Here is a 16,487-nt window from a genome sequence, read left to right as displayed (position 1 = left end):
CGTCAGGCCCGCGGCGCAGCGACGTTCGGCGGGGTCCCGGTGCGCCGGGGCGCGGCGGCGCCGTCGCCGAAGACCGAGCGGGTGAGTTCACCGATGCCGCCGAGGGTGCCGGCGAGCGCCGCCGCCTCGATCGGCACCACCACGACCCGCTGGTTCGGCGCGGTGGCGATCGCCCGCACGGCGTCGACGTACTTCTCGGCCACGAGGAAGTTCGCCGCCGCGATGTCGCCCTCGGCGATCGCCCGGCTGACCATGCCGGTCGCCGTCGCCTCGGCCTCGGCGGAGCGCTCCCGCGCCTCCGCGTCGCGGAAGGCGGCCTCGCGCCGGCCCTCCGCCTCCAGGATCGCCGACTGCTTGCGCCCCTCGGCCCGCAGGATCTCGGCGGCGCGCTGCCCTTCCGCCTCCAGGATCGAGGCGCGCTTCTCGCGCTCGGCCTTCATCTGCCGGGCCATCGCCCCGGCGAGATCGGCCGGGAGCACGATGTCCTTGATCTCGATCCGGTTGATCTTGACGCCCCAGGGCGAGGCCGCCGCGTCCATCACCCGGAGCAGGCGCTCGTTGATCTCGTCGCGGTGGGCGAGGAGCTGGTCGAGATCCATCGAGCCGACCACGGTGCGGATATTGGTCATGGTCAGCGTCGTGGCGGCGAGGTCGAGGCTCGAGACCTCGTAGGATGCGCGCGCCGCGTCGAGGACCTGGTAGAACACGACCGCGTCGATGGTGACGCCGGCATTGTCGCGGGTGAAGGCCTGCTGGCTCGGCACGTCGATGACCTGCTCCATCACGTTGACCTTGCGGCCGACGCGCTCGACGAAGGGCGTGATCAGCCCGAGTCCGGCGTCGAGGCTGCGGGCGTAGCGGCCGAAGCGCTCCACCGTGTAGACGTAGCCCTGGGGCACGATCTTCACGCCCGCGGCCAGGGTGACGATCGCCATCGCCGCCACGCCCACGGCGAACACGCTGAGCCCGAACGGAAGCCCCATCGACACCCCTCCCCTGCCGACGCCACGGCCGGCGCGGCCCCGCAGCCTAACAGGCCGCCCCGGGCTCCGCGACCGCGGGCCTCAGGGGCGCCCGGGGGCGTGCCGCGCCGCGGCGTGAACGGCCACCCGCTCATCTCGATCATCAATGGTTCAGGCCGCCGCGCTTACGAAGCCGGGAAGCGTCGCGTTCGTCGTCGCTCAGACCCCGTCGAAGCAACGCTTGTTGAAGAAACATTCGGCATGATCCCCGCCACCCTCGCCGCGGAAAGAAGTCCTTTCACGCCGCTGCGGGCGGCAGAAATCCCCACCCAACCGGACTCGGTGCGCGCGTGAAGATCGCTGTCCTCGCACATCTGAAATACCCGATCGGCCAGCCCTATGCCGGCGGCCTGGAGATGCACACGCACCTCCTGACCGTCGCGCTGAAGCGGCACGGGCACGACGTCACGCTGTTCGCCAGCCGCGGGTCGGACCCGGCGCTCGATCCCGTGACGCTCTGCGATCCGACCGGGGACGCGCTCCTCGATCCCGAGCGCGAGGAGGTGATCGACCGCACCGAGGAGGACGCCTACCGGCGCATGATGGAGATGGTCGCGGCCGGCGGCTTCGATCTCGTCCACAACAATTCCCTGCACGCGCTGCCGCTGCGCGAGAGCGCCCGGCTAGGCCTGCCCTGGGTGACCGTGCTGCACACGCCGCCCTTCGAGTCCCTGGTCAGCGGCGTGGTCCAGGCCGATCCCGACATGGCCTTCCTGGCGGTCTCGCCGTCCCTGGCGCAGGAATGGGCGCATCTCGTGCCCGGCGCCCAGGTGGTCGACAACGGGGTGGACCTCTCGACCTTCGCGTTCTCACACGCTGCCGACGATCCGCCCTTCGCCTTCTGGTCGGGCCGGATCGTGCCCGAGAAGGGGCTGCACCTCGCGATCGACGCGGCCCGGGCCGCCGGGCTGCCGCTGACCTTCGCGGGTCCCAAGCTCAATCCCGGCTACTGGGCCGCCGAGATCGCCCCGCGCCTCGGTCCGGACCTGACGCATCTCGGTCATCTCTCCCACCGGGACCTCGCCCACCATCTCGGCCGGGCCCGCGTGGCGATCGTCTCGCCGCGCTGGGAGGAGCCCTTCGGCCTCGTCGTGGCGGAGGCGCTCGCCTGCGGCACCCCGGTGGCAGCCTTCCGCCGCGGCGCCATGCCCGACATCCTGGACGCGTCCTGCGGCCGCCTCGGGCGCCCGGACGATCCGCAGGATCTCTCGGTGGCGATCCGGGAAGCCGCCGGCCTGTCGCGCCGGGCCTGCCGCGACCGCGCCGAGGCGCTCTACGACGCCGCCGCCATGACCGGGCGCTATCTGGAAGCCTACGACGCCGTGATCGCGCGCTGCGCCGAGCGGGCGCGGCCGGCCCTGCGCGTCGCCGGAGGACGCGGCTGAACGGCGCGGATCCGCGCGCCGCAATTCGCACCCGAGCCCGGAGCCCGGCGGCATGACGGGCCGCCCTCGACCTCCGCGGCGCACGAGGGTGCCACGGGAGACCTGTCATGACCACCGACGCCGATCACCCGGCCCCACCGCCCTGCGTCGTCTGCATTCCCGCCCGGAACGAGGCCGAGCGCCTGCCCCGCCTGCTCGCCTCCCTGGCGGCGCAGAACGGCGTCTCGGCGCGGGCGCCGCTGCGCGTCGTGGTGCTGGCCAACAATTGCACGGACGGGACCGTCCAGGCGGTGCGGGACGTCGAGGCCTCGGGCATCCTCGCGACGCTGACCCTCCGGCTGATCGCGGTCGACCTCGTCGGCGCGGACGCCCATGTCGGCACGGCCCGGCGGATGGCGCTCGATGCCGGTGCCGACTGGCTGGAGGCCGACGGTGAGCCGGACGGCATCCTTCTCACCACCGACGCGGATGCCCGCCTGCCGGCCGAGTGGGTGGCGGCCAATCTCCGCGCGCTGGAGGCCGCGGACATCGTGGGCGGCCGGCTGGTGATCGACGACGACGGCACCCCGGACCCCGCCCTCGCAGACCTGCACGCACGCATCGAGCGCTACTGGTCCGGCGTCCGCCGCCTGGAGGACCTGCTCGACCCGCCGCCCTACGACCCGCCCCCCCGCCACGGCGACCATACCGGCGCGAGCCTCGCCGTTCCCGCGATCCTGTACCGGGCTGTGGGCGGACTGCCGGCGCTGCCCTGCGGCGAGGACAACGCCCTCGTCGGGCTGCTGCGCGCCAACGGTGCGCGCCTGCGCCACTGCCCGGACGTGCAGGTCCTGGTCTCGTCCCGCCATCAGGGACGGGTCTCGGGCGGCATGGCCACCGAGATGCTCCGCCGGACCCGCGTCCTCGACGGAGAGGCCTACCTGCTGCCGGAGGCGGCCCACTGGCAGGCGCTGATCCTGCGCCGCGCGGCCCTGCGCCGGGCCTTCCACCTCGACCCCCAGGCCCGCGCCGCGGCCTGCGCGCGGCTCGGGCTCGACGCGGAGGATCTCGCCGCCGTCGGGGCCTGCCCGAACGACATCGCCTTCGTGGAGCGGGCCGACCGGATCCTCGAGTCGCGCAGCCCGCCCGCGCGGGAATGCGCCCTCGATCTGGCGGTCGCCGATCTCGACGCCCTCGCCCTGTCCCTGAGGGACGCCGCGTGACCCGCGGCATCGGCTGGTACGTCCACCACCAGGGCGCCGGCCATCTCCAGCGGGCCCGGGCGGTCGCGGGCGCCCTGAACCGGCCCTGCACCGTCCTCGGCACCCTTGCCGGGTTCGACACCGCAGGCCTCGACATCGTCGACCTGCCCGACGACCGCCCCCTCGGCGACGCGGCCTTCGACGGCCGGGACGGCGCCATCGAGCGGCCCGAGGCCCTGCACTACGCGCCGCTCGACCATCCGGGGGTCCGCGCGCGGATGGCGCGCATCGCCGCCTGGGCGGAGCGGGCCGACCCGGCCCTCCTGGTCGTCGACGTCTCGGTGGAGGTGGCGATCCTGGCGCGTCTCCTGTCGGTGCCGACCCTGGTGGTGCGCCTCGCGGGGACACGGACCGACCGGCCGCATCTGGAAGCCTTCCGCAGCGCAACGCGGCTGCTCGCCCCGTTCCCCGCCGCGCTCGACGGCGCGGCCGTGCCGGACTGGGTCCGGGCCAAGACGCTCTACGCGGGGTTCCTCGGCGCGCCGGCGCAGGCCCCGACCGAATCGGGGCGCGAGATCGTGGTGGTGTTCGGCCGGGGCGGCGCGGGCGGCAGCCTCGCGGAGCTCGCCGCGGCGGCGCGGGCGGTACCGGACCGGCCGTGGCACGTCCTGGGACCGGTCTCGGGCTCGGGCCCCGTGCCAGACAACCTGCACCTGCACGGCTGGGTCCCCGACGTCGAGGCGCGGGTCGCGCGGGCGGCTTTGCTGGTGGGCGGCGGCGGCGACGGCGTCGTTGCCCTGGCCGCCGCGCAGCGGAAACGCTTCCTCTGCCTGCCGGAGGAGCGGGCCTATGGCGAGCAGACCGAGAAGGCCGAGGCGCTGGCCCGGCTCGGGGCCGCGATCGTGCATCCCGGCTGGCCCTCGCCCGCGGCGTGGCCGGGCCTGATCGCGGCGGGCCTCGCCCTCGACCCCGCGTTTATCGGCGGCCTGCACGATCCGGACGCGGTCCGGACCTGCGCCGCGACGATCGACGACCTAGTGCGGCGCCTCTGATCGGTCGGCCAGCGAAGATCCGAACGTCGGCAGCGCCGAAGCGGGATCCGCTCCGGCGCGGGTAGCGCAGTCCGAGATCAGGAGATCAGGTCGAGCTTCGCCGCCTCGATCCCGTCGGCGCGGATCGCGTCCGGCAGGGACGAGAAATCGCGATATCCCGCCTCGCGCGCCATAGCGTCGAGGGCCGTCTGCTCATCGGCAGCCGCGCCAGTCCAGAGCACCGCGCCGCTCTTTTTCTGTCTAATCTGGAAAATGCTCATCGATCCCTCCCCGGTCCCGAGAAGACCATCGATCTATTAACGTCGCTATTCGTGGCGGGTTGCAGCTGGATCGATCTAAACCGCCGCGCTCCGGCCGCCACGATGACCTGCGGCGCGAGGCCCGGCGACGGCCTCGCGCGACGGCGCTATGCTCGGCACCGTCCAGGATGGCTCGCCATGAAAACGCCGACCTGCCCAGCGAGGGAGAGGCAATACCCGTCCAGCGCCGACTGCGAGGTCCCCGCCGTGAACTCCGTCCGTTGGCGCGCGTCTCGCCTCAGTCTCCTGTGCGGGCTCGCGATGCTCGCGGCGGCGCCGGCCCGGGCGGTCGAGACCGCCGCCGTTCCCGACGCCGCCGCCATCGCGCCCGCGGTCACGGTCGTGCCGGCCGAGAGCCGCGAGATCGTCGAGCGGGCCGTCGTCACCGGCACGCTGGTCCCCCGGGACGAGATCCTCGTTTCCCCCGAGGTCGAGGGTCTGCGCATCACCGATCTCCTCGTCGAGGAGGGTGACCGCGTCACCAAGGGACAGGTTCTCGCCAAGCTGTCGCTGGAGATGATCGTCACCCAGGAGGCCTCGAACGCGGCGGCGATCGCCCGCGCCGAGGCGGCCATCGTCCAGGCCCGGAGCCAGATCGTCCAGGCGGAGGCCGCCAACCTGGAGGCCAAGCAGGCGCTCGAGCGGGCCCAGGCGCTCGCCAAGACCGGCAACGCCACCGCGGCCGTGCTGGAACAGCGCGTCTCGGCGGCGCAGGGGGCGGAAGGCCGCCTCGCCGCCGCCAGGGGCGGCCTGCAATCGGCCCAGGCCGACCTCGCCACGGCGCGGGCCGCCGGGGCCGAGATCGCCCTGCGGCGCGCCCGCACCGACATCCGCGCCCCCGAAGCCGGGATCGTCAACCGCCGCACCGCCCGGATCGGCGCCACCGCCACGGCGGCGGGCGAGCCGCTGTTCCGGCTGATCGCCCGGGGCGAGATCGAATTGGAGGGCGAGGTGCCCGAGACGTCGCTGGCGCGCATCCACGTCGGCAATCCGGCGAGCCTCGACCTCGATGACGGTCGCCGCCTCGCCGGCAAGGTGCGCCGGGTCTACCCGGAGGTCGACCGGGCGACGCGGCTCGGCAAGGTGCGCATCCGCCTCGGCGATGATCCGGCCCTGCGCATCGGCGCCTTCGCGCGCGGCAGCGTGGAGATCGCGCGCCGCACCGGCGTCGCCGTCCCGGTCTCCAGCCTGCTCTACGCGGCCGACGGCCGCGCCAGCGTGCTCGTGGCGAGGGACGGGCGCGTCGAGGCGCGGCCCGTGACCACGGGCCTCTCCGCCGACGGCTTCACGGAACTCCGCTCCGGCGTCGCGGCCGGCGAGAGCGTCGTGGCCCGCGCCGGAAGCTTCCTGCGCGACGGCGACCGCGTGCGCCCCGTCCCGGCCGCCACCAGCACGCCGATCGCCGACGCGGCGCCGCGGTAGGACGAGTCGAAGGATCCGGCCATGCGCCTCAACGTCTCCGCCTGGGCGATCCGCAAACCCCTGCCCTCGGTGGTCCTGTTCCTGGTCCTGATGATCCTCGGGCTGGTGAGCTTCCGCTCGCTGCCGATCACCCGGTTCCCCAACATCGACATCCCGATCGTGTCGGTGACGATCACCCAGTCGGGTGCCGCGCCCGCGGAGCTTCAGACCCAGGTCACCAAGTGGGTCGAGGACTCGGTCGCCGGCGTGAAGGGCGTCAAGCACATCCTCTCGACGATCACGGAGGGCACCTCCACCACCACGATCGAGTTCCGCCTGGAGGTGAACCAGGATCGGGCGACCAACGACGTCAAGGACGCCATCGCCAAGATCCGGCAGAACCTGCCGCGGACGATCGACGAGCCGATCGTCTCGCGCGTGGAGATCGCCGGCCTGCCCATCATGGTCTACGGCGCCTCCGCGCCCGCCATGACGCCCGAGGACCTGTCGTGGTTCGTGGACGACGTCGTCGCCCGCGGCCTGCAGAGCGTGAAGGGCGTCGGCGGCGTCGAGCGGCTCGGCGGCGTCGCCCGCGAGATCCGCGTCACCTTGAAGCCCGACCGCCTGCTCGCGCTCGGCATCACCGCCGCTGACGTGAACCGGCAGCTGCGCCTGACCTCGGCCGACATGGCGGGCGGCCGCGCCGAGGTCGGCGGCCAGGAGCAGTCGATCCGGGCGCTCGCCGCCTCGGCGAGCCTCGAGACGCTGGCAAAGACCTCCATCGTGGTGCCGGGCAACCGCAAGGTCCGCCTCGACGAGCTCGCGACCCTGTCGGACACCGCCGAGGAGCCCCGCACCTTCGCGCGCTTCAACGGCGAGCCGGTGGTCGCCTTCGCGATCTCCCGCGCCAACGGCGCCAGCGACGCGGACGTGTCGGTGGGCGTCGCCAAGAAGATCGCGGCGCTCCACGCGGCCAACCCCAACGTGCGGTTCGACCTGATCGACACCAGCGTCGACAACACGATCGGCAACTACCACTCCGCCATGATGGGCCTGATCGAGGGCGCCATCCTCGCCGTCGTGGTGGTGCTGCTGTTCCTGCGGGACTGGCGCGCGACCCTGATCGCCGCGGTGGCGCTGCCCCTCTCGGTGCTGCCGACCTTCTGGGTGATGAGCGCGCTGGGCTTCTCGCTCAACGCCGTCAGCCTCCTGGCGATCACGCTGGTCACCGGCATCCTGGTGGACGACGCGATCGTCGAGATCGAGAACATCGTCCGGCACATGCGGATGGGGAAATCGCCCTACCGCGCCGCCCTGGAGGCCGCGGACGAGATCGGCCTCGCGGTCATCGCCATCACGGCGACGATCATCGCGATCTTCTCGCCGGTGTCGTTCATGGGCGGCATCGCCGGCCAGTACTTCAAGCAGTTCGGCCTGACGATCGCGGCGGCGGTGTTCATGTCGCTGCTCGTGGCGCGCCTGATCACGCCGCTGCTCGCGGCCTACTTCCTGCGCGATCACGGGCCGGACCACGAGCGGGACGGCCTCGTGATGCGCGGCTACACCCGCCTGGTGGCGTGGTCGGTCCGGCACAAGTTCATCACGCTGGTGCTCGGCATCGCGTGCTTCGCCGCCTCGATCGCCTCCACGGGCCTGCTGCCCGCGGGCTTCCTGCCGGCGGAGGACCAGGCCCGCACCCTGTTCGTGGTCGAGCTGCCGCCGGGAGCCCGCCTCGCCGACACGGTCCGGGTCACGGACCGCATCGAGGAGAAGATCCGCGCGCTGCCCGAGGTGAAGAGCGTGTTCGTGGACGGCGGCCGCCAGCTTCCGGCGAAGAAGGAGGTGCGGCTCGCGAGCCTCACCATCAACCTCGTCCCGAAGAACACCCGCCACAGGACCCAGAAGCAGCTCGACGCCGAGGTCGCGGCGATCCTGCGGGAGGAGCCGGACCTGCGCTTCTGGGCGCTGCGCGAGGGCGGCCAGCGCGACCTCGCGCTGATCATCGCCGGTCCCGACAAGGCGGTGGTGGCCGAGGTCGCCGCAAAGCTCCAGCGCGAGGCCCAGCAGGTCCCGCACCTCGTCAACGTCATGTCGACGGCGCCCCTCGACCGGACCGAGGTCCGGATCCGGCCGAAGCCCGCCGTGGCGGCCGATCTCGGCGTCAGCACCGACACCATCGCCGAGACCGTGCGGGTCGGGACGATCGGCGACATCGGCATGAACCTCGCCAAGTTCAACGCCAACGACCGGCAGATCCCGATCCGCGTGCAGCTCCCCGAGAGCGTGCGCGGGCGGCTCTCCGACCTCGAGACTCTGAAGGTGCCGGTGAAGGGCGGGACGGCCGTGCCGCTCGCGACGGTGGCCGACATCAGTCTGGGCCAGGGCCCGACCGGCATCGACCGCTACGACCGCGCCGTGCGCGTCGCCCTGGAGGGCGACATGCAGGGCAGCGACGCGCTGGCCGAGCTGATCGCCCAGGTGATGAACCTGCCGACCGCCAAGAACCTGCCGCCCGGGGTCACGATCAGCCAGACCGGCGACGCCGAGGTGATGGGCGAGGTCTTCGAGGGCTTCGCGCTGGCCATGGGCGCCGGCCTGATGATGGTGTTCGGCGTGCTGATCCTGCTGTTCGGCAACTTCCTGCAGCCGCTGACCATCCTGTTCTCGCTGCCGCTCTCCATCGGCGGCGCGATCCTGGCACTGCTGATCTGCCACATGCCGATCTCGATGCCGGTGGTGATCGGCATCCTGATGCTGATGGGCGTCGTGACCAAGAACGCCATCATGCTGGTGGATTTCGCCGTCGAGCAGATCCGGGCCGGCGTCGACCGGAACGTCGCGATCGTCGATGCCGGCCGCAAGCGCGCCCGGCCGATCGTCATGACCACGATCGCCATGGCGGCCGGCATGGTCCCGTCCGCGATGGCCTACGGGATCGGCGGCGAGTTCCGCGCGCCCATGGCGGTGGCGGTGATCGGCGGGCTGATCGTCTCGACGGTGCTGTCGCTCGTCTTTGTGCCGGCGATCTTCGTGCTGATGGACGACCTGTCCCGCCTGCTGACGCGGCTGTTCGGCCGCTTCGTGGGCGAGCGCGACGATCCGGAGGATGCCCCCGTCTACGATCCGGCCCATCCGGCCAACGACGGGCACCCGCCGCCACGGATCGCCGCGGAGTAGAGCGGTTCAGCGCGGGACGCGCACGCTGTCCCGGAGGAGCGCCGCGCGGGAACCCGGATCCGGGCCCCTGTCGACCGGCGGCGCATTGCGTCGCGCGCCGCGATGGGCTGTGACTCGGCCCCGCCGAATCAACGGAGACGAGCGAGACGATGTCGGGTGGTCACGGGGCGATCGAGGGGTCGAACAAGCGCGTGGCGCTGCTGATCTCGGTGCTGGCGCTGTTCCTCGCGTTCAGCGAGACGCTGGGCAAGGCGTCCCAGACGGATTCGATCGGCGCCAACGTCGAGGCCGCGAACCAGTGGGCCTATTTCCAGGCCCGCACGATCCGCGCGACGGTGCTCAAGACCGCCGACGAGGCCCTGGCGCTGGTGCCCCCGGGGCCGAACCAGGACGCGATCGCCGCCAAGCGCGCCGAGTGGTCCAAGACCCTGGCGCGCTGGGATTCCGAGCCGTCGACCGGCGAGGGCCGCAAGGAACTGTCCGAGAAGGCCCGCGCGTCCGAGGGCCGGCGCGACCTCGCGCTGCTGCGCTACCACCATTACGAATTGGCTTCGGCGGCCTTCCAGATCGGCATCGTGCTGGCGTCGGCCGAGGTGATCACCGGGATCAGCCTGTTGGTCTTCGCCGGCGGATTCCTGGGCCTCGCCGGGGCGGCGCTGCTCGGCTTCGGCTACCTCGCGCCGCACGCCCTGCCGTTCTTCCACTGATCGGCGTCGGCCACCGGCAGCGACGTAACGCCACTCCCGTTCCCGATCGATTGAACCCGCGCGCCGCCGGGCTGGACGCGCGGTTCGGAAGCTGATCGTCTCGGCACATTCCAGGGGGGAATGATGTCCGAACACTCAGAAGATCAGGGCCGCCTGACGAAGATCGCCAGCGCGATCTTCCTGCACACCGAGCACGCCATCTACGCGGCGCTCGGCATCCTGTTGGCGCTCACCGCCCTCGTGGCGCTGATCGAGGCCGCCGGCATGACTTGGGAGGCGATGCGGGCGCTTGGCGGCGCGCAGCAGATCCTGGAGGTGATCGACCGGCTCCTCTTCCTGCTGATGCTGATCGAGATCCTGCACACGGTGCGGGTCTCGATGCGGTCGGGGACGCTGACCTGCGAGCCGTTCCTGATCGTCGGGCTGATCGCCTCGATCCGGCGGGTGCTGGTCATCACCCTGCAATCGTCGGAGATCATGCACGCCAAGGACTGGTCGCCGGAGAAGCAGGCGCTGTTCCAGGCCTCGATGATCGAGCTCGGCGTGCTGGCGGGCCTGATCCTCACGATGGTGTTCGCGATCTTCCTGCTGCACCGCGCCCGCGACGATGGCAGGCCCGCGGGCGAGGAGAAGCCCGAACACGTGTCCTGACAGCCGTGCCGGCGCGCGGTCGGGCGCCGGCGGGATGGGCGGTCAGTTCATCCGCAGGATCGCGGCGTTGAGGAGCGTCGCGAACGCGACCCAGGCCGCGTAGGGGACGAGGAGCCAGGCCGCGAGCCGGTCGAAGCGCCAGGTCAGCCGGATCGTCCAGAGCACCATCACCAGCAGCATCGCGACGACGATTAGCCCGGCGCCGATCGCGTGCGCGGTGAAGAAGACCGGGGTCCAGGCGGCGTTGAGGGCGATCTGCACCAGGAACGCCGCGAGGGCGAGCCACCAGCCCTCGCGGCTCGGCCCGGTGCGCGGCATGGCGCCGAGCAGCCGCCAGAGGGAGACCGCGATCATCGTGTAGAGGATCGTCCAGGCGACCGGGAACACCCAGTTCGGCGGGTTGAAGGCCGGCTTGTTCAGGCTCGCGTACCAGCCCGGGATCTCGGCTTGGGTCGCCATCGAGCCGACGGCCGCGGTGGCCGCCACCGGCAGGATCGCGGCGGCGAGGCGCAGCCAGCGCGGCAGGGGCGATCCTCCGGGGACGTGTGTGGCGGCGGTCATGATCGTCGGTCTCCACCGGGCGCGGCGTGTGGCGCGGCTTGCCGGGGGCCACGCGCCGTGGCACGCGCCCGTCTCCATCCGCCGAGAATCGCCAGATGTCACAGCCTTACGCGCCGCAGGGTCGGTCGGATACCCGGAGCGACGCCGAGCCGGACTTCACGCGCCGGAGCCTCGCGGCCCAGGCCATGGGCCGGATCGAGCCGGAGACGCGGGCGGTGGTCATGCCGCTCCACGTCGCCACCACCTTCATCCGCGATCCCGACAACGGCTACAGCTCCGGCTACAGCTACGCGCGGCCCGACAACGCCACGGTGCGCGAGGCGGAGTCGGTCCTGGCGATGCTGGAGGGCGCCGGCGCCGGCGCGCTGCTGTTCGGCTCCGGGATGGCGGCGGCGACCGCGGTGTTCGGCGCGCTGGAGCCCGGCGACCACGTGGTCGCCGGCACGGTCATGTACTGGGCGCTGAAGCGCTGGCTGCGCGAGGAGGCGCCCCGGCGCGGCCTCACACTGACCTTCGCGGACACGGACGATCCGGACGCCCTGCGCGCCGCGATCGAGCCCGGCCGGACCAAGCTCGTCTGGATCGAGACACCCGGCAACCCGCTCTGGACGGTCACCGACATCGCCGCGGCGGCCGAGATCGCCCACGCGGCGGGGGCGCGGCTCGCCGTGGATTCCACGGCCGCCTCGCCGGTCCACACCCGGCCCCTGGAACTCGGCGCCGACATCGTGATGCACTCGGCCACCAAGATCCTCAACGGCCATTCCGACGTGGTGGCGGGCGTGCTGGCGGGCGCGCGGGCCGACGCGTTCTGGGAGCGGATCCGGGGGATCCGCGCCGGCAGCGGCGGCATCCTCGGGCCCTTCGAGGCCTACCTGCTGATGCGCTCGCTCCGGACCCTGCATCTCCGGGCGGCCGCGCAGGCGGCGGGCGCCCTGCGCCTCGCCGGGCGCCTGAGCGGACACCCCCACGTGACCCGCGTCCTCTACCCGGGTCTCCCGGACGATCCCGGCCACGCGGTCGCCTGCCGGCAGATGCGGGACGGGTTCGGCTTCATGCTGTCGATCCGGGTGGCCGGCGGCGAGGCCGGCGCCATCGCCACGGCGGCGCGGGTGCGGCTCTGGAAGCGGGCGACCTCGCTCGGCGGCGTCGAGAGCCTCATCGAGCACCGCGCCTCGGTGGAAGGCCCGGGCAGTCCCTGCCCGCCGGACCTGCTGCGCCTGTCCGCCGGCATCGAGGACGCGGACGACCTGTACGGCGATCTCGATCAGGCCCTGCGCGGCGCCCACCCGGGGTGATCGTCGCGGGCGCTTGGTGCCGAACGGGTTCCTGGCGCGTTGTGCCGGCAGTTCCGGCGGCGCGAACCGCCACAGATCGCGAGTCTGACGACATGACGACCCGTTTCCGCACGATGGTCCCCGGCACCTTCGCGCTGCTCACCCTGGCGCTCGCGTCGGCCTCCGCCCGGGCCGACGCGGTGCCCGATCTCGACGTCGAGCGCACCTGCCAGTCGGCCCAGGTCACGAACACGACCATCAGCGACAAGGCGAATTACGACGGCTGCATCCGCTCCGAGCGCGACGCCAAGAAGGAGGCCGAGCGGCACTGGAGCAGCTACACGCCCGCCGCCAAGCGCCAGTGCCAGAACCAGTTCAAGGCGGGCGGCTTCCCATCCTACGTCGAGATGGTGACCTGTCTGGAACTCGCCTCCGGCACCGTGCCGACGCAGAGCACCGAGGGCGGCCGCGCCGTCGGCGGGCCGGGCGCGCCGCAGGACGTCAAGGTGCAGCGGGAGGGCGGCGCCAATCTGACCAAGGAGCCGCCCGCGAGCCAGCGCACGGATCCGATCAAGGTGCTGGAGAACAAGTAGGCCGACCTCGACGCCGTCCGGCGCGCACGCTGCTGTAGGCCGTCGTCACGTAGGGGAAGTCGAGCGTCGCTCGGCCGGCGAGTTCGGGCGTGTCGGCGATGAGGGCCCGCACCGCCGCGGCGACGCGGGCGCGCTCGGCGCTGGGAAGCGCCGCGATGAAGCTGACCGAGAGCGTGCGGTCGAGGATCACGGCCTCGGGCGTGCCGCTGTGCGCGTGCCGCCAGTGCCGCTCGCGCAGCGGCCCGAAATCCGGCGCGGGAAACGGGGCCCGCCACGCGCCGGTGCGGTAGCGCGGCGCGCCGCCCTCGTGCGGATCGGTGATCCGCGACAGGGCGGCGACCCAGGGCACGGTCTCGTCGCGCACGTTCCAGATCAGCCCGAGCCGGCCGCCGGGACGCAGCACCCGGGCGATCTCGGTGAGCGCGGCGGCCGTGGCGAACCAGTGGAAGGACTGGGCGCAGACCACCGCGTCGAGGCTCGCCGAGTCCAGCGGGATCGCCTCCGCGGTCCCGGTGAGGGCCTCGACCTCCGGATGCGCGCCCGCGATCCGCGCGCGCATGGCGTCGACGGGCTCCACCGCGACGACGGAGGCTCCGGTCGTGCGCAGGGTGGGCAGGAACTTGCCGGTGCCCGAGCCCAGGTCGAGCACCCGCCGCCCCGGCCCGAGACCGAGATCCGCCGCGAGCCAGCCGGTCACGGCCGCCGGATAATCGGGGCGGCCCGTCACGTAGGTGTCCGCCTCGGCACCGTAGCCCTGCGCGGCGGCGCGGTGAATCGCCGATCCCCTCTCGTCCGACATGCCAGCACAGCTCCCGACGGTGCGCGACGCGGCGCGACGGCGTGCTATGGGCCGAGTCGCCCCCCGCGCACCAGACCCTTCTCCCGCCGGCCCCGTGAACGCCCTCGCCATCATCGCCCCGATCTTCGGGATCGTCCTGATCGGCTGGGCGGCCGCCCTCGCGGGGCTCCTCTCCGACAAGGTCAGCGACGGGCTGTCGGAATACGTCTTCGCCGTCGCGGTCCCGGCGCTGATCATCGCCACGCTGACCAAGCCCGGGATGAGCGGGACCGTCGCGTGGTCCTACTGGGTCGCGTATTTCGGCGGCGCGGCGATCTCGTGGTTCGTCGGCACGCTGATTGCCCGGCGGCGCGCCGGGATCGAGCGGCGCGGCGCGATCCTCCACGGCTTCGCGGCGAGCCAGTCGAACACGGTGTTCGTGGGCGTCCCGATGATCCTCCAGGCCTACGGCGAGGAGGGTGCCTTCCCGCTGTTCATGCTGCTCGCCGTCCACCTGCCGCTCATGATGGGCAGCGCCACCTTCCTGATCGAGTCCGATTCCGGCCTGCCGGTCCTGGCGCGGATCCGCGGTCTCGCCCTGGTGCTCCTGCGCAACCCGATCTTCGTGGCGCTGCTGATCGGCATGGCCATGAAGGCCCTCGGCCTCGCGCCGGCCGGCATCGCCCGGTCGCTGATCGACGCCTTCGCGGGCACCGCCTCCACCTGCGCGCTGGTGGCGCTCGGCGCCGGCCTGAAGCGCTACCGGGTACTGTTCGACCTCAAGGGTGCCCTGGTGATCGCGCTCCTGAAGAATCTCCTCCACCCGCTCGCGGTCTGGGTCCTGGCCTTCCACGTCTTCGCCATGCCGGCCGCCTACGCGGGCGTCGCCACCCTGTTTGCCGCCATGCCGGTGGGGATCAACGCCTACCTGCTGGCGGCGCGCTACCGGACCGAGACCGGCATGGTCGCGGCCTCGGTCCTGGTCTCGACCCTCCTGGCGCCGCTCACCACGCTGGCCTGGCTCACGCTCCTCGGCCGGGCGTGACGGCAACGCCCCGGCGTCACCGCGCGCGTTGGACCGGGCGCCGCGCGGGTCTAGGGTAGGGCCAAGCGCGCGGGCCGCGAGGACCCGCGCTTCCCTGCAGGCGAGGAATTTCGATGAACGCTCCGATGCGCCCTCCGGGCAGCGCCTCACCGTCGGCCCCGGCCTCGGCCCGCTTCGTCTGGGACGATCCCTTCCTGCTGGAGGATCAGCTCACCGAGGACGAGCGGGCGATCCGCGACGTCGCCCAGAGCTTCGCGCAGGAGCAGCTTCTCCCGGGGATCGTCGAGGCCTACGCCACCGAGAAGACCGATCCCGGCCTGTTCCGGAAGATGGGCGAACTCGGTCTCCTCGGCGTGACCCTCCCCGAGGAGTACGGCTGCGCGGGCGCCTCCTACGTGGCCTACGGGCTGGTGGCGCGGGCGGTCGAGGCGGTGGATTCCGGCTACCGCTCGATGATGAGCGTGCAGTCCTCCCTCGTCATGTACCCGATCCACGCCTACGGCTCGGAGGAGCAGCGGCAGAAGTTCCTGCCGAAGCTCGCCTCGGGCGAGTGGATCGGCTGCTTCGGCCTGACCGAGCCCGATGCCGGCTCGGACCCGGCCGGGATGAAGACCAAGGCCGAGAAGATCGACGGCGGCTACCGGATCTCCGGCGCCAAGATTTGGATCTCGAACGCGCCCTTCGCGGACGTGTTCGTGGTCTGGGCGAAGTCCGACGCGCACGAGGGCGCAATCCGCGGCTTCGTCCTCGAGAAGGGCATGAAGGGCCTGTCCGCACCGACGCTCAAGGGCAAGCTGTCCCTGCGCGCCTCGACCACCGGCGAGATCGTCATGGAGGGCATCGAGGTCGGCGAGGATGCGCTCTTGCCGAACGTCTCGGGGCTCAAGGGGCCGTTCGGCTGCCTCAACCGGGCGCGCTACGGCATCTCGTGGGGCGCGATGGGCGCCGCCGAGGATTGCTGGTACCGCGCCCGCAGCTACACCCTGGAGCGCAAGCAGTTCGGCCGGCCCCTGGCGCAGACGCAGCTCGTCCAGAAGAAGCTCGCCGACATGCAGACCGAGATCGCGCTGGGCCTGCAGGCCTCGCTCCGGGTCGGGCGGCTGATGGACGAGGGCCGGATGGCCCCGGAGATGATCTCGCTGGTCAAGCGCAACAATTGCGGCAAGGCGCTGGACATCGCCCGCACCGCCCGGGACATGCACGGCGGCAACGGCATCATGGGCGAGTACCACGTGATGCGCCACGCCCAGAACCTCGAGACGGTGAACACCTACGAGGGCACCCACGACGTCCACGCCCTGATCCTGGGCCGGGCGCAGACGGGGCTGCAGGCGTTCTTCTGAGATCCAGGAACGCGC

General features: G+C 72.4%; 16 protein-coding genes. 12 read left to right on the top strand and 4 right to left on the bottom strand.

All coding sequences use genetic code 11. The features are described from left to right. Positions 1-2 precede the first annotated feature (2 nt). Positions 3-983 (bottom strand): SPFH domain-containing protein, encoded by a 981-nt coding sequence (locus J3A75_RS00650; RefSeq protein ID WP_209649627.1) that lies wholly within the window; start codon positions 981-983, stop codon positions 3-5. A gap of 114 nt (positions 984-1,097) precedes the next feature. Here J3A75_RS00650 and J3A75_RS00645 point away from each other — a divergent pair, with 114 nt between their 5' ends. The 4 genes from J3A75_RS00645 (at position 1,098) to J3A75_RS00630 (ending at position 4,640) form a co-directional block, all read left to right on the top strand. Then, positions 1,098-1,316, top strand: a complete 219-nt coding sequence (locus tag J3A75_RS00645; protein ID WP_133250894.1) for a hypothetical protein — start codon at positions 1,098-1,100, stop codon at positions 1,314-1,316. After that, positions 1,313-2,407, top strand: a complete 1,095-nt coding sequence (locus tag J3A75_RS00640) for a glycosyltransferase family 4 protein (RefSeq protein WP_012322012.1) — start codon at positions 1,313-1,315, stop codon at positions 2,405-2,407. Before J3A75_RS00645 ends, J3A75_RS00640 begins: the two co-directional genes overlap by 4 nt. 107 nt (positions 2,408-2,514) lie before the next feature. Beyond that, entirely contained in the window at positions 2,515-3,609 is a 1,095-nt protein-coding gene (locus tag J3A75_RS00635) for a glycosyltransferase (RefSeq protein WP_071000434.1), read from the top strand. Continuing rightward, the gene (locus J3A75_RS00630; protein WP_071000433.1) at positions 3,606-4,640 is read left to right on the top strand and encodes a glycosyltransferase; all 1,035 of its coding nucleotides are present in this window, start codon (positions 3,606-3,608) and stop codon (positions 4,638-4,640) included. Before J3A75_RS00635 ends, J3A75_RS00630 begins: the two co-directional genes overlap by 4 nt. Before the next feature lie 77 nt (positions 4,641-4,717). Here J3A75_RS00630 and J3A75_RS00625 read toward each other — a convergent pair whose 3' ends face one another. Further along, positions 4,718-4,900 carry a hypothetical protein gene (locus tag J3A75_RS00625; protein WP_012322009.1) on the bottom strand — a complete coding sequence of 61 codons (183 nt, stop codon included), beginning with the start codon at positions 4,898-4,900 and terminating at the stop codon, positions 4,718-4,720. Between the two features lie 177 nt (positions 4,901-5,077). Between J3A75_RS00625 and J3A75_RS00620 the strand changes: the two genes are divergently transcribed. From J3A75_RS00620 to J3A75_RS00605, 4 genes are all read left to right on the top strand, one after another. Next, entirely contained in the window at positions 5,078-6,361 is a 1,284-nt protein-coding gene (locus J3A75_RS00620; protein WP_012322008.1) for an efflux RND transporter periplasmic adaptor subunit, read from the top strand. Positions 6,362-6,382: 21 nt separating this feature from the next. Further along, positions 6,383-9,517 carry an efflux RND transporter permease subunit gene (locus J3A75_RS00615; RefSeq protein ID WP_209649625.1) on the top strand — a complete coding sequence of 1,045 codons (3,135 nt, stop codon included), beginning with the start codon at positions 6,383-6,385 and terminating at the stop codon, positions 9,515-9,517. A gap of 149 nt (positions 9,518-9,666) precedes the next feature. After that, the gene (locus J3A75_RS00610) at positions 9,667-10,224 is read left to right on the top strand and encodes a DUF4337 domain-containing protein (protein WP_012322006.1); all 558 of its coding nucleotides are present in this window, start codon (positions 9,667-9,669) and stop codon (positions 10,222-10,224) included. A 123-nt stretch (positions 10,225-10,347) separates the two neighbouring features. Next, positions 10,348-10,875, top strand: coding sequence for a phosphate-starvation-inducible PsiE family protein (locus tag J3A75_RS00605; RefSeq protein WP_012322005.1), 528 nt, complete (start codon positions 10,348-10,350; stop codon positions 10,873-10,875). A 42-nt stretch (positions 10,876-10,917) separates the two neighbouring features. Here J3A75_RS00605 and J3A75_RS00600 read toward each other — a convergent pair whose 3' ends face one another. Then, positions 10,918-11,436, bottom strand: coding sequence for a TspO/MBR family protein (locus J3A75_RS00600; protein WP_012322004.1), 519 nt, complete (start codon positions 11,434-11,436; stop codon positions 10,918-10,920). A gap of 95 nt (positions 11,437-11,531) precedes the next feature. On the opposite strand from J3A75_RS00600, the gene J3A75_RS00595 reads away from it, so the two are divergent. After that, on the top strand, positions 11,532-12,734 hold the full coding sequence (locus J3A75_RS00595; protein ID WP_024828292.1) for a trans-sulfuration enzyme family protein: 1,203 nt from the start codon (positions 11,532-11,534) through the stop codon (positions 12,732-12,734). Positions 12,735-12,826: 92 nt separating this feature from the next. Then, complete coding sequence (locus J3A75_RS00590; RefSeq protein ID WP_012322002.1) at positions 12,827-13,306, top strand: hypothetical protein; 480 nt, start codon at positions 12,827-12,829, stop codon at positions 13,304-13,306. Here J3A75_RS00590 and J3A75_RS00585 read toward each other — a convergent pair. After that, complete coding sequence (locus J3A75_RS00585) at positions 13,284-14,105, bottom strand: class I SAM-dependent methyltransferase (protein ID WP_209649623.1); 822 nt, start codon at positions 14,103-14,105, stop codon at positions 13,284-13,286. The genes J3A75_RS00590 and J3A75_RS00585 overlap by 23 nt on opposite strands. Positions 14,106-14,199: 94 nt before the next feature. On the opposite strand from J3A75_RS00585, the gene J3A75_RS00580 reads away from it, so the two are divergent. Together J3A75_RS00580 and J3A75_RS00575 are read left to right on the top strand one after the other, a co-directional pair. Continuing rightward, positions 14,200-15,129 carry an AEC family transporter gene (locus tag J3A75_RS00580; protein WP_043074922.1) on the top strand — a complete coding sequence of 310 codons (930 nt, stop codon included), beginning with the start codon at positions 14,200-14,202 and terminating at the stop codon, positions 15,127-15,129. 113 nt (positions 15,130-15,242) lie between these two features. Next, a complete protein-coding gene (locus J3A75_RS00575; RefSeq protein WP_209649621.1) occupies positions 15,243-16,472 on the top strand; it encodes an acyl-CoA dehydrogenase in 1,230 nt (409 codons plus the stop codon). Positions 16,473-16,487: the final 15 nt, after the last annotated feature.

Source organism: Methylobacterium sp. PvP105, assembly GCF_017876975.1.
GTDB classification, from domain to species: Bacteria; Pseudomonadota; Alphaproteobacteria; order Rhizobiales; family Beijerinckiaceae; genus Methylobacterium; species Methylobacterium radiotolerans.
Note: the sequence above shows the minus strand (reverse complement) of the source record. Positions and strands in the feature narration are given on the sequence as shown.

Coding starts and splice junctions, on each gene's coding strand:
- J3A75_RS00650 (WP_209649627.1), bottom strand. CDS start 983: ATGGGGCTTCCGTTCGGGCTCAGCGTGTTCGCCGTGGGCGTGGCGGCG.
- J3A75_RS00635 (WP_071000434.1), top strand. CDS start 2,515: ATGACCACCGACGCCGATCACCCGGCCCCACCGCCCTGCGTCGTCTGC.
- J3A75_RS00625 (WP_012322009.1), bottom strand. CDS start 4,900: ATGAGCATTTTCCAGATTAGACAGAAAAAGAGCGGCGCGGTGCTCTGG.
- J3A75_RS00620 (WP_012322008.1), top strand. CDS start 5,078: ATGAAAACGCCGACCTGCCCAGCGAGGGAGAGGCAATACCCGTCCAGC.
- J3A75_RS00615 (WP_209649625.1), top strand. CDS start 6,383: ATGCGCCTCAACGTCTCCGCCTGGGCGATCCGCAAACCCCTGCCCTCG.
- J3A75_RS00610 (WP_012322006.1), top strand. CDS start 9,667: ATGTCGGGTGGTCACGGGGCGATCGAGGGGTCGAACAAGCGCGTGGCG.
- J3A75_RS00605 (WP_012322005.1), top strand. CDS start 10,348: ATGTCCGAACACTCAGAAGATCAGGGCCGCCTGACGAAGATCGCCAGC.
- J3A75_RS00600 (WP_012322004.1), bottom strand. CDS start 11,436: ATGACCGCCGCCACACACGTCCCCGGAGGATCGCCCCTGCCGCGCTGG.
- J3A75_RS00595 (WP_024828292.1), top strand. CDS start 11,532: ATGTCACAGCCTTACGCGCCGCAGGGTCGGTCGGATACCCGGAGCGAC.
- J3A75_RS00590 (WP_012322002.1), top strand. CDS start 12,827: ATGACGACCCGTTTCCGCACGATGGTCCCCGGCACCTTCGCGCTGCTC.
- J3A75_RS00585 (WP_209649623.1), bottom strand. CDS start 14,105: ATGTCGGACGAGAGGGGATCGGCGATTCACCGCGCCGCCGCGCAGGGC.
- J3A75_RS00575 (WP_209649621.1), top strand. CDS start 15,243: ATGAACGCTCCGATGCGCCCTCCGGGCAGCGCCTCACCGTCGGCCCCG.